Source organism: Alteromonas sp. W12, assembly GCF_001924945.1.
GTDB classification, from domain to species: domain Bacteria; phylum Pseudomonadota; class Gammaproteobacteria; order Enterobacterales; family Alteromonadaceae; genus Alteromonas; species Alteromonas macleodii.
This window is the reverse complement of record NZ_LQXH01000007.1, coordinates 820,919-833,775: the sequence shown is the minus strand read 5'-3', so window position 1 is coordinate 833,775 and position 12,857 is coordinate 820,919. Positions and strand designations below refer to the sequence as shown.

Genomic DNA, 12,857 nt, shown 5'->3' with positions numbered 1-12,857 from the left:
ACAACGGTGAATTAAGCACAAACCTAAGGTCAGTTCTCCTCCAGTAAAACTGGTACAAAAGTATAACGATTTTACGGGTTAATGAGTTTTGCTGATTTGCCGATAACAACTAAAATAATGATACTAAACAACAAAGTTGCGCATTCATGAGTCAAGATTTAAAGCAATATGCTGATATTATTGAACAGCTAAAGCCCATGGTTAATGAGCCTGAGTTTAACCAGGTATTGCTTCAAACTGCATCTGATGTGCCGAAAGAAAAGCGCTTCCTCATCAAAATGGAAGTGAAACGCCTAGCCAAACCCTGTATGCGCACCATAGACTTGCGTGGTCATGTTGACGGAAAGTGCAATAAATATGTACACGAAGGACGTAGCCATTACATGGATGACGTCGCTGTTGACAAGTTTGAAGAGCAGTTGAGGGTATTTGGCCGATATACTTACGGTGTTTACGAAGCGGTACAAAACACCGAAAACAACTTTCGCTTAATGCGCGAAAAAGAACTCGCACAAGAACGCGCTGATAAAGAAAATCCTGAACTCAAAAAGCGCTCAGCAGTATTGGAGCAGTTTAAAGTTCCTACCGTAAACCTGCTTGATTACAGACAGCGCAACACTGAACGCATGAACTTCGCTGTGGCGGTAGAGTTATTTAATAGCGCCAATCAATCAATGCGCGGTTTGAGTGTTGATATATCTCTTGAAGGCTTACAGGTAAAACTCTCTAAAGACGCGTTTTTCAAAAAAGGAGAAACGCTGTTTATATTCTTTAGGGGCTTAGAGAATGAATTTGCCATGGACAAAAAGAATGGCATTGCATATAAGCTCGTAAAGATAATAACTAAAAACGATGTTAACTATCTTGCCTTGCAACGAGATAAAGAAAAGCCAAGCCCCGCATTCGACAAATTCTTAGAAAGCTTTATACACGGCAATAAACGCCGATATAAAGTTAATATGAGCAATACGATTGAGGCGATTACCAGTAAGATTTGTGAGCAGTACTTTTCGCCGCGTAGCCCCACGCTGCCGGTGTATATAGACGTCATTAATAAAACGCTGGTTCCCCGGTTTGCTATGGTTAACGAAGTGAACCGCGAAACCGTGCAGTATTGGCAAGACGAAGACGATAACTGTCGATTGAACTTCTTACTCACCCAGGAAAGGCTTATGCGCTTATTGCAGAAGTCAGAAGAAGTAAGAGAGATTTTCGTATTTAGTTTTACTCATTTGCAGAACGACAAGGTCTACTTTTACTCAGCGTCTTACGAGGAACTCTTGCAAAAAGACGTACTAACCCGAGTATTTTTAGGGTTTGGCTCTAAAAAAGCGAGTTGGCGGGTATTTAAAATAACCTTAACAGAGGTTGACCCTGAGCAGGCCCATATTCCGCTTTCCATTCCGGATTCTGTAGGTAATAAAGTTAAAAAACTGAACACTCCGCCATCGGCTCGACTAATGTCAAAGCTGAAAAACCTGCGATTCTTGGCACACGTAACCGATGTAACCTCAGTAACAGGGCAAGAGACCTACAACGAGTTTAAGTTTAATCGAGAAAACCTCTCTCATCTGCGAAATTTTGGGCATCCGCGCAATCGCGCTCCTTCGAATGTTCAGGTTGTCAGGTTTAAATATGAAGAGCAACGCATTGAAAGTCGCTATCAGCTGAGAACCCAAATTGAAGCTCGCTTCAATAATGAAGAACTGGTGCACAAAGGGATCAGCGAAGATATTTCGGTGCATGGACTTGGACTTCGTATAGAGTTGAGCAAAGAATATAAAGGTAATTTAGAGGGCAAAGTAGAAGTCGCCTTCCCTCGTCTGCAAGAAATTGCCAGTTCCTTTGATGTCATGCATTTGCAATACGAAATCATTTATCACAACGTCGACAAGAACATTCTTCATTTAAAAACTATGCCGGGCGACGAAGGCAAAAGTGCTAGAAACTTCTTTGAAGAACTGATTAAAAAGAACAAAGGCAGCCTTAAAGTAGAGAATGACGAAGAAGAAGTACCAGGCATGGGACAGGCGCTTCGTTGTATTAATGCGCGAAACGCTACTTCCCTATCCTTCTTAATGAGTAAGGAAGGTGTTCGCTACACTCCACAGGCTTGTATTGTCGGAAAGCAGGACGAACGCATAACCACGCTAACCACGCAATACGCCGAACGTGGTCAAGTGAATTTAGAGTTTCTCTTTAGAGACAGAAAACAAGATATACCTTTTGTACAAAGTGGCATTAAGGCCGTTAAGCTTGAAAATATGCCGTTGCGACAGGAATTATTTATCTCATTCGATGCATCACAAAAAGAGCCGCGAATGGCGATCATTCCTCGCTATTCCGATAAATTCGAAAATAACGAGCAGCGCCGAGCGTTTATTAGAGAAGCTATGGTTCGCGGCCAGTTCGTAGCTATTCATGTCATGCTAACCACAACCGGCAAGCCAGACATGACCATGCTGCAAACGGAAATCAATTACGTCACCATGTACGCCATGCACCGGGCCCGTGAGCTAGAGAAGAAAATGTGGAGTATTGCAGCGTGCTCTCACCTAGTCGATGTCACAGATGAAGTACTTATAAGATACGGCTTTACAGTGGAAGACATCACGGCAAATAAAACGTTAAAAAGTGCGGTTCAACCTAAAGCTATTGCGCGCAACGCGTAGTGAAATAGCAAAGCTTATCAATTTAAATGAGCCCGTAGGTTAAGACCCATCACGGGAGGATTTTAATCACAAGATTTTGGAAACTTGTGGCTGGTGAAAGGTAACCGATAAAGTGTGAAGCGCTAGTTTTATTGCCCCAAAACTAACGCTTGTATTACAGACTCTCGCTAACTACTTGTCTAGAAAATACAGAAGGCTATGTAAACTGCCAATGCGGATTGCCACATCTGCCTTTTCATTAACCAGTGGCTTACCGTGACACGCCACGCCTAGCGCTGATTCAGCCATCATGACCAAATCGTTAGCTCCATCACCCATAGCAACGGTTTGTTTGGCTGAAATTTGCCACTTCTCGGCAAGGGCGTTTACGGTTCGCGCCTTAACGTCTGCATTGACAATTTCACCCTCTACTTTTCCAGTCAGCTGCTCGTTTTTCACCGCAAGCGTGTTAGAAATGGCAAAATCGAGTCCAAGCCTTGCTTTTAGGTGGTCAGCGAAAAAGGTGAATCCACCTGAGGCGATCGCTAATTTCCAATTATGCTGTTTCAAGTGAGTAAGCAAGGCTTGAATGCCGGGCATGATAGGTATGCTGTCACGAATTTGATTAAGGTGACTAACTGGCACGCCTTCCAAGCAGGCCACTCTATGCGTTAAGCTATCATTAAACGCAATTTCTCCACGCATTGCCTTAGCGGTAACTTCTGCCACCTGCTCGCCAACACCCGCCAATTTAGCTATTTCATCGATACATTCAATAGCGATGACAGTGCTATCCATGTCCATGACCAGTAGTCCTGGCTCAGACAATGAGGGGCGAGAGCCCTGCAAACCAACATCAACATTATATGCCTTGGATACGTCGCCCAGCAGTGGCTTAATCTGCTCAAGTTCAGTGTTTTGCAAAGCACCTCTAATTTCTATTACATCATCCCCCATTTGCTTGTGTAAATGATGGAAAGCAGCGCTTGAAGGAGTAAACACATCGTTGAGTTTAATTAAAACGCTGTGCAGTAGATAAGGTGTTACAGCTTGACCAATAACGGTTAACGTATGTGAATACGCACTGTCGTTGTGACTATTGCTAACTACATGAGACAAAAAAGAAGCTAAATGGATATCGTCATTATCGATATTATTAAGAAGAGTGTCTTTCATAACGCACACAGAAACTGCGGTGATTGGCAAATGGTGCTCTAATGCTAACCAATTAGGCTAACTAATAAAATATCTCCTTTTAAATTATTTCGAATTATCCTACTGTTAGGCAACCCTCGTGACTTTATGGAAAAGCGAATTGGTAGACGGGCTAAGCAAAGCAGCTTCACAAACAAAGAATGACTCGCATTCGTTGTACACAGTTCTAAAGCGATTGTTCCACACAATAGTAGTGAGTGCGGTGTTTGCTTTGATAGTGGTATTGCTTCTGTTATTCCAACAATACCAAAACGACTGGCTTACCGTGCAAACTCGCTTCTCTGGTGAGAGCATAGCAAGGCAGTATGCAAAACTGCTACAACCTGCCTTTATCGCTGACGCACTTTCGAATCAGGAAACTGAGAACAATGTAGATTCCGCGCTATCTGATACTCTCACTCAACGGGAGTATATTGAAAGTGTCGCCTCTATTTTGGTCGACGAGCCACACATTCTTGCCTTGTCTGTGTTTGATAAGGACGGGAGGTATATTGCTCCTTTGCCTCAAATTGCCAGTGTGGTGTCGATGAGTCAGTCGCAAAGTGTAACGCCGCTAACCTATGTTGGCGTTATCACTGACGATAATGAAAATTTACTAGGTTATGTGAATATTCACATGAACACGCAGGCTGTCCTCGAGAGTCCACTGACATTGCGTTACCAGCTTGCTCTTATTGCGTGTATTCTCGTCTTTTTAGCGCTCATGCTAGGTATTTACCTAACCCGGGCCTTTTATAAATCTCGCCCATGGTTTATTCAGGTAATCGAATCAAAAAGAAATAAAGAGAAGCGCTAGATAGCTAATTTGGAAGTCTATGCTTCACTTCCAGCATCAATATCAAATAGTCGAGTGTAGTTCGCTGTGGTGGTGGACACTATTTCTTTATGTGACATGCCATAGCGGTCGCTTATAACATCAACGACATCTGATAAATAACGAGGTTCGTTTGCTTCTCCTTGTCTACCGCACATGGGCATATCAGGGGCATCCGTTTCTAAAAGCAATTTATCAAAATGGTGTTCTAACAAAAAACCAAGGGTGTTTCGTGTTTTTTGAGCACGCTCATAGGTAATCGTACCGCCTATACCTAGGTAAAACCCTCTTTCAATATACCCTTTGGCCGCTTCAATACTTCCTGAAAAAGCATGTACAACGCCTATACCTTGGTATTTGGTTTGCTTCAATGCTTCAACTAGCAGATGATGACTTCTTCTGTGATGTAAAATTACGGGTAACGATACTTTATCGGCAAGTTTCAAGTGGTTATGTAGCGCTTCCTTTTGAAGCGCTAATGGCACGCTTATATGCCCATCGATACCTGTTTCCCCCACGGCTTTTACCGAAGGGTGCAAGTTAGCCGTAGCGTCCTCAAGTTGACGAAGACTCTTCTTGAGTGTTTGCTCTGGCTTTTCAAGCTCACTGCCAGTTAAAAAATAAGGATGGAGTCCAAGCGCAGTATCAATAGATAAAAGGCTTTCATAGCGTTCATTGAGCGCTTGTAACGCCTGCCAAGATTCGGGGGTAATGCTAGGCGCCATGATGCGGGTAAGCCCTGCGGCTTTGGCGCTTTCTAATGCAACTCTAAGATCTTTCTTTTGTGCAAGTAAGTCGAGATGGCAATGACTATCAATCACGGTTTAGATGCCTCCTTGTTACTTATCTCGCCGCACGCTATCTACAAGCTCAATAGTTAAACGGGCTCACATTCTAGTGAAGTACTTTAGCGGGAACGAAAGGTGAACGTATTCCCTACGGCATAAGGCGCTGTGTTACCCACGCGCCATCTTCAGTTTTGTTGTATTCAAAGCGGTCATGTAGCCTATCTTCTCCACCTTGCCAAAACTCAATTTGATGAGGCACGATCCTGAAACCGCCCCAAAAGTCCGGCACGGGAAGCTCTTTGTTAGCAAACTTATCTTTTAACTGCTTAAACTGGGTCAGTAGAAGCTCCCTGCTGCCAATAGGTTTGCTTTGTTTTGACGCGTACGCTGCTAGCTGACTGTCTTTTGGTCGCGAAAAGAAATAAGCAGCATTCTCAGAAACAGAAAGCTTTTCAACGCTGCCACATACGCGAACCTGACGCTCCATAAAAAACCAGGGAAAGTGGCACGACACTTTAGGGTTTACCGCTAACTCTTGTGCCTTACGGCTGCCTAAGTTAGTGAAAAACACAAAGCCCTTTTCACTGACATCTTTTAACAAAACAATACGCTGAGAGGGTTGGCCGTTGGCATCGACGGTGGCAACCGTCATTGCAGTAGGATCAGGAATTCCGGCGTCTATGGCGTCTTTTAACCATTTATCGAACATGATAAATGGACTTGAAGTAATATCTGACTCACTCAAACTGCCCTTTGAGTACTGCCTGCGCATATCTGAAATTGCCATATACCGCTCCTAAAAAGAAGTTGTTGTGCCTGCTAGAGATGTTGAAACCGAGTAAATAAACCACCGTGTAAATGCTCACATAAGCGCATCTAACTGAGGTAGTTGTCCACAAGCCATCAGCTACACCACTTGGCGAAAATGCTGACTCACTATCTTTGCTAATATAACGTGCTAATATAACGCTAGTTACAGCTAACTAGCGTTATAAAGATAATATTAGCGTGAACTAGAAGTTACTGTCGTCTCCGTAACCTAGAGAGCGCAGAGCACGTTCATCGTCTGCCCAGCCTTGTTTCACTTTCACCCAAAGTTCTAGAAATACTTTGTTGTCGAACAAGTTTTCCATATCTTTACGCGCTTGCTCACCAATGGTTTTCAAATGCTTTCCGCCTTTGCCGATGATCATGCGTTTTTGGGTTTCACGCTCTACCAAAATCAGACCGCTGATACGATAAACACCATTGTCTGCCATTTTGAATTGCTCAATTTCCACAGTAGTAGAGTAAGGCAGTTCATCGCCGGTAAAGCGCATAAGCTTTTCGCGAATGATTTCAGCAGCCATAAAGCGGCTTGAGCGGTCAGTAATGTAATCTTCCGGGAAGAAAAACTCACTTTTAGGTAGCGACTTGGCCACTAACTCTCTAATTTCGTCAACCATTCGGCCCTGTTTAGCACTGATAGGGATCATGTGCTCAAACGGGTGCTTTTCGCCAAGCTTTTTAAGGTGAACCATAAAGTTTTCTTTATCTTCAACCTTATCCATCTTGTTTACGATGAGATAGCAAGGAAGGTTTGCTTGTTTAACCTTACTTAATACCATTTCATCTTCGGCGTTGAATCGATCGCCTTCAACAACGAAAAGCACAAGACCAACCTCAGCCAAAGAGCTTGATGCCGCGCGGTTCATGTAGCGATTAATCGCGCGCTTTTCGTCTTGGTGAAGTCCAGGGGTATCAACGTAAATCGCTTGATAATCACCGTCGGTGTCTATACCGAGAATGCGGTGGCGCGTGGTTTGCGGCTTACGCGACGTAATGCTTACTTTTTGACCTAGCAAGCGATTGAGCAAGGTCGATTTACCCACATTAGGGCGACCTACTATGGCAACTAGGCCACAGCGAGTTTGAATATCAGGCATTTCTGGCAAATTCGATTCATCATGCGTTGTCATCAAGCTTCTCCAATGTTAAACGAGCAGCTTCTTGTTCTGCTTTTCGGCGGCTATTGCCAGATGCCACTACGGCTTCTGGTAAGCTTTCTACCTTGCAGCTAACTTCAAATGTTTGTGCGTGATCTTTCCCTGAAATAGACAACACCTCATAGGTTGGCAGCGCTTGTTTACGACCTTGTAAAAACTCTTGAAGACGAGTTTTGCTGTCTTTAGGGTGGGCATTAGGATCTAGTTTGTTAATGCGGGTTTCCCATAAACGGTCTATAACGCCTCGTACCTCGTCCATACCGGAATCGAGATAAATAGCCCCTAAAATAGCTTCAACTGCATCGGCTAAAATCGAACTTCTACGATGACCACCGCTTTTGAGCTCACCGGGCCCTAAGTTAAGTAGTTCACCCACACTGGCTTCCTTTGCAAGTTCTGCCAGTGTGTCTCCTTTAACCAAAGTAGAGCGCATTCGTGTGAGTTTGCCTTCTGGCACAGTTGGGAATCGCTTAAACAGCGTTTCCCCAACAATCATGCCTAAAATAGCGTCACCTAAAAATTCTAGTCGCTCATTGTGCTGTTTAGCCGCACTGCGATGAGTAAGTGCTTGTTCCAATAAAGCTTCATTGCTAAATGTGTAGCCTATCGCCTTGTACAGACGACGATATTTATCAATTCCCTGCATTAATGAATGCCACCTGCTCGCTCAAATCGAACACCTGTTGGTACCCAAGTTGGAAGGAAGTCTGACGGACTGCGCTCAAATTCAAATGAAATCCAAATCGCCACCGCTTTTCCAACCAAGTTTGCATCTGGCACAAAACCCCAAAAACGGCTGTCGCGGCTGTTGTCACGGTTATCGCCTAGCACGAAATACTGACCTTCTGGCACAATCCACTCATTGCTGCGCGTTCCAGGCTGGGTATAAAAATTAACCGGCGATATCTCGCGTACTGGGTGGCGCAAAATGTCGTGCTCTACTGTGCCTAAATCTTCGGTGTAACGCATAAGCTGCGCCATGTCCTGTACGAACTCACCACGCTCTTGGAACGTCAGCGGTACGGCTTTCAATTTAGGACAGTTGTTGCCAGTCTCACACTTCGGTTTGATATAAACCTGTTTGTTTTGATAAACCACAGTATCGCCCGGTAAACCGATCACGCGCTTAATGTAGTCTATTGAAGGCTCTTCAGGGTACTTGAAAACCACCACATCACCACGCTCTGGAACGCCAGTTTCAATAAGCTTACTTCTGAAAACCGGGTCTTTCACGCCATAGGCAAACTTTTCAACCAAAATGAAGTCACCCACTAACAGAGTGGGCATCATTGAGCCTGAAGGAATTTGAAATGGTTCATATAAAAACGAACGCAATACCAATACGAAAGCAATAACAGGAAAAATCTGTTGCGAAGTATCAACAAGGTACGGCAGTTGAGGATCTTCTCCATAGCCCGCTCCTTCTGCGGTTGCCGCAGCCTGTAAACGTGCTTTTCGCTTTGGTGCAAACACTAGGCTATCCACTAGCCAGATTAATCCTGTTATTAAGGTGAGTGCCACCAAAATCAAGGAGAAGTAATTCGCCATTATTTGCCCACCTTCAATACTGCAAGGAACGCATCTTGTGGCAATTCAACATTACCCACTTGCTTCATTCGCTTTTTACCTTCTTTCTGCTTTTGAAGTAGTTTCTTCTTACGGCTTACGTCACCGCCGTAACACTTCGCGATTACGTTTTTACGTAGCTGTTTAACTGTACTTCTTGCAACAATATGGTTACCGATAGCCGCCTGAATAGCGATATCGAACATTTGTCGTGGAATAAGCTCACGAAGCTTTTCGACCAGCTCACGACCACGACCTTGAGAGTTTTCTCTGTGCGTAATTACCGCTAACGCGTCTACACGTTCACCGTTAATAAGAATATCAACACGCACCATGTCTGATGTCTGGAAACGCTTAAAGTTGTAATCAAGCGATGCAAAACCACGGCTCGTAGATTTCAAGCGGTCGAAGAAATCGAGCACCACTTCTGCCATTGGCAGCTCATAAGTTACTGCCACTTGCTTACCGTGGTATGTCATGTTGGTTTGCATACCGCGCTTTTCAACGCAAAGTGTAATTACGTTGCCCAAGTACTCTTGTGGCACAAGAATATTGGCTTCAACCATAGGCTCACGAATTTCAGCGATATCATTTACCGGAGGTAGCTTAGCTGGGCTATCTACGGTAAGGGTTTCGCCCTTGGTCGTTTCTACTTCGTATATTACGGTAGGCGCAGTAGTGATAAGACCCAAGTCATATTCACGCTCTAAACGCTCTTGAATGATTTCCATGTGCAGCATGCCAAGGAAACCAATACGGAATCCAAAACCTAGCGCTGCAGAGCTTTCTGGCTCATAGAACAGTGAAGCGTCGTTCAGGCTTAGTTTCGCCAAGGCATCACGGAAGTCTTCATAATCATCAGAGCTTATTGGGAAAATACCGGCATAAACCTGAGGTTTAACCTTTTTAAAGCCCGGCAGCATTGCATCAGCTGGCTCGCGAGCCAAGGTAATGGTGTCGCCCACAGGCGCGCCTTGGATATCTTTAATTCCTGCGATGATAAAGCCTACTTCGCCGGCTCTTAATGTGCCCGTATCGAGTGGCTTAGGCGTAAATACACCAATTTTGTCAACCTGATGCGTTTGACCGTTTGACATAATTTGAATTTTGTCTTTCTTGGTCAGCTGGCCTTCGACAATACGAACCAGTGAAACAACGCCTTGGTAGTTGTCGAACCAAGAATCGATGATCAGCGCCTTAAGTGGCGCTTCGCGGTCACCTTCTGGCGGCGGAATTTTATTTACAATGACTTCAAGTACATCTTCAATACCGATACCGGTTTTTGCTGAGCAGCGCACAGCGTCCAGCGCATCGATACCAACAATATCTTCAATTTCTTCTGCAACGCGGTCTGGTTCAGCCTGAGGCAGGTCGATTTTATTGAGTACAGGCACCACTTCCATATCCATCTCGATGGCGGTATAGCAGTTTGCCAATGTCTGTGCTTCTACGCCCTGACCTGCATCAACAACCAAAAGCGCACCTTCACAGGCAGCAAGAGAACGAGATACTTCATAGGTAAAGTCAACGTGTCCGGGAGTGTCGATGAAGTTAAGCTGATAAGTTTCACCGTCGCGCGCTTCGTAGTTCAGCGTTACGCTTTGCGCTTTGATAGTAATACCGCGCTCTTTTTCCAGGTCCATTGAGTCGAGAACCTGTTCAGCCATTTCACGGTCTGTTAGCCCTCCACAATGCTGGATTAGACGGTCTGACAGCGTAGACTTACCGTGGTCGATGTGGGCGATAATACTGAAGTTACGAATGTGCGATTGTTGCATAATGCTGGAAATTACCTGCAGAAAAATTCATTAAACAAAAAATGCTGCTTGCCTTGCTTAAAGGGTTATACGCAGCGCGTGCGGATTTTACCCATTTCTTGCGCGAAAAGCGAATTGGCGTGGTGGAAAATTTATTACTTTCAAGAAACATAACGAATGGAAGTGGCAACCTGACGTGACTTCCTCGGCCTATCTCAAAACTTGGCTACATTGATGAGCGTGAGTTAACACTATAATCTCGTATAAATTGGCCTCGTATAAAACGGCCTCGTATGGAGCAGTCCTGTATTAAACCATTGAGCAGCGTAAAGCCCTTCAAAAAATCAATGTTCTACTGCACTGTGCTCTTGTTGACCCAATAGGACAGGTTGATATTTCGTACGTTCTACACGACGCAACTTGTAAGCAATTAGCTTATAGGTAAAGAAGGTTACTAACCCACTTGGCAGCATGGCCCATAACTCGTGAGTAAATCCGTTACTACTAAGTAATGATATCGACACCGAATATGCCCCGATAAACGCTATAAGCGGTAGCAAGTACAACCAAGCCGATGCACTTAAAATACCTGCTTCCGGTATGCCTACAGTCACTTCTTGGCCAACCCGCACAGGCATGGGAGTACGCAGCGTCAACTGCTGCGTTTTCGGTGCAAGCGCACGAGAAATAACGCCGGTACCACAATCACTTTGTGCTTGGCATGCGTTACAGGTGGATTTAATCGCTGCTTCTACGGTGACCGTATCACCATTAACGGCAACTACGGTGGCGGTTTCTCTTATCATTGTTACTCAATTGCGCGGTTATTCACTTACACTGCTGACGGGGCGTAAAGACGTAGCAATAGCGTTAGCGGTTTGCAAAGGTATTTCTCCCACCACTGTCACCTGGGCTTTGCCGTCTGTCAACGTTAAGAACGTACTCACTTCATTGCGCAGCGCCAGCGTTTCACCTAACGCATCTTCCGCAGGCTGAACATACACAGATACGTCAACCAATCCATCTGAAAAGAGTTTATATTCTACAATTTGCCCTGTTAAGGCCAATCGTCTTGTATCTTGCTTTATTTCTCGCATGCCAGCCGGCAAATAGGTGACATCCCATTTGTGTGCACGATTTGGCGTGTTGCTCAGCGCCATGGGCGCGGGTAACGACGCAGAATTAATTCGAGAGAAATAATCAGCAGGCTCTGGCGATATCGCAAAGGCCGTGACCTGAATCTGCTCTAATAGCGCCCCTTGCAAATCAAGCATGTTCAGTTTGAGCAACATACCAGACGACTCATCCAGCCACAGTTGATAACCAAATCGCGTGTTATCTCGGCTGACTATTCGAATTTGTTGCGCTGAACGTCCTGCCACCCGCGCTCTTCCCACAGCGACGAACTCATAGGCTTCGGCAAGCTGTTCAGGATGATACAATAATACACTTGGTATTGGACCGTTGATATGCTTTGAACGCAAGCTATAGGGTTGTACATCTGGCTCAAATACACTCACCACATCGTTCACACGAATAAGCTCGCGGCCTGGTCCATTTTGAAGATTTAACTGCTCTAATTCAGAACCATCTTCCATTATCCCGTGGCGCCATAAATATGGAACGGTTTCCTTTCCTGCAATAGTTTGCACAAAAGACACTTGGAAATTGGCATTGGTTATAATGTTTTGAAGTTCAGCTAGCCACTGATTGGCCGATTGAGGCTCTCGTGTGCGAGAAGCAGATGCATTTTGCTCGCTTCGACTTTGTTCAAGTTGCTCTTGAATCACGTCTTCTCGCTCTGCTTCTTCTTGATCAGCTTCATCTAGTCGGCCAGCTCTCGTGTTTGATTCTGAGTTAGCGTCTAATTCAACGTCGCCATCATTCACGTTTTGGACTGGGGCAATAGGAGCTTTCGTTTCTTCGCTCAGCGAAGTAGTTTGGGCAATAGTGGGCTGAATAGCCGCGCCCGAAATGAAAAAAAGTGCAAGGATAGAACTACAGCGCATTTTTTCCTGCCTTAAAACAAACATACCAGCAGTATATGCTGGTATGATTAAAATATGAAATGTATGTCAGTC

General features: G+C 44.7%; 11 protein-coding genes. 2 read left to right on the top strand and 9 right to left on the bottom strand.

Annotated features, from left to right (window positions below; all coding sequences use genetic code 11):
- Positions 1-146: 146 nt before the first annotated feature.
- Positions 147-2,672 (top strand): PilZ domain-containing protein, encoded by a 2,526-nt coding sequence (locus AWH61_RS11180; protein ID WP_014950097.1) that lies wholly within the window; start codon positions 147-149, stop codon positions 2,670-2,672.
- A 171-nt stretch (positions 2,673-2,843) separates the two neighbouring features.
- Here the strand turns inward: AWH61_RS11180 and serB are convergent, their stop codons facing one another.
- Positions 2,844-3,827 (bottom strand): phosphoserine phosphatase SerB, encoded by a 984-nt coding sequence (gene serB, locus AWH61_RS11175; RefSeq protein WP_039231744.1) that lies wholly within the window; start codon positions 3,825-3,827, stop codon positions 2,844-2,846.
- A gap of 118 nt (positions 3,828-3,945) precedes the next feature.
- On the opposite strand from serB, the gene AWH61_RS11170 reads away from it, so the two are divergent.
- Entirely contained in the window at positions 3,946-4,662 is a 717-nt protein-coding gene (locus AWH61_RS11170) for a hypothetical protein (protein ID WP_014950099.1), read from the top strand.
- A gap of 17 nt (positions 4,663-4,679) precedes the next feature.
- Here AWH61_RS11170 and AWH61_RS11165 read toward each other — a convergent pair whose 3' ends face one another.
- The 8 genes from AWH61_RS11165 to AWH61_RS11130 all read right to left on the bottom strand — a co-directional run bounded on the left by AWH61_RS11165 (position 4,680) and on the right by AWH61_RS11130 (position 12,785).
- Positions 4,680-5,501, bottom strand: a complete 822-nt coding sequence (locus AWH61_RS11165; protein ID WP_075177084.1) for a TatD family hydrolase — start codon at positions 5,499-5,501, stop codon at positions 4,680-4,682.
- 115 nt (positions 5,502-5,616) lie between these two features.
- A complete protein-coding gene (gene pdxH / locus AWH61_RS11160; protein WP_014950101.1) occupies positions 5,617-6,255 on the bottom strand; it encodes a pyridoxamine 5'-phosphate oxidase in 639 nt (212 codons plus the stop codon).
- 226 nt (positions 6,256-6,481) lie between these two features.
- Positions 6,482-7,393, bottom strand: a complete 912-nt coding sequence (gene era, locus AWH61_RS11155) for a GTPase Era (protein ID WP_014950102.1) — start codon at positions 7,391-7,393, stop codon at positions 6,482-6,484.
- A 19-nt stretch (positions 7,394-7,412) separates the two neighbouring features.
- Positions 7,413-8,099, bottom strand: coding sequence for a ribonuclease III (gene rnc, locus AWH61_RS11150; RefSeq protein WP_075177083.1), 687 nt, complete (start codon positions 8,097-8,099; stop codon positions 7,413-7,415).
- On the bottom strand, positions 8,099-9,001 hold the full coding sequence (gene lepB, locus AWH61_RS11145) for a signal peptidase I (RefSeq protein WP_014950104.1): 903 nt from the start codon (positions 8,999-9,001) through the stop codon (positions 8,099-8,101). Before lepB ends, rnc begins: the two co-directional genes overlap by 1 nt.
- A complete protein-coding gene (gene lepA, locus AWH61_RS11140) occupies positions 9,001-10,797 on the bottom strand; it encodes a translation elongation factor 4 (RefSeq protein ID WP_014950105.1) in 1,797 nt (598 codons plus the stop codon). The genes lepB and lepA overlap by 1 nt, the downstream gene beginning before the upstream one ends.
- Before the next feature lie 323 nt (positions 10,798-11,120).
- Positions 11,121-11,582 (bottom strand): SoxR reducing system RseC family protein, encoded by a 462-nt coding sequence (locus AWH61_RS11135; RefSeq protein ID WP_039228286.1) that lies wholly within the window; start codon positions 11,580-11,582, stop codon positions 11,121-11,123.
- A gap of 18 nt (positions 11,583-11,600) precedes the next feature.
- Positions 11,601-12,785, bottom strand: coding sequence for a MucB/RseB C-terminal domain-containing protein (locus AWH61_RS11130; protein ID WP_075177082.1), 1,185 nt, complete (start codon positions 12,783-12,785; stop codon positions 11,601-11,603).
- Positions 12,786-12,857: the final 72 nt, after the last annotated feature.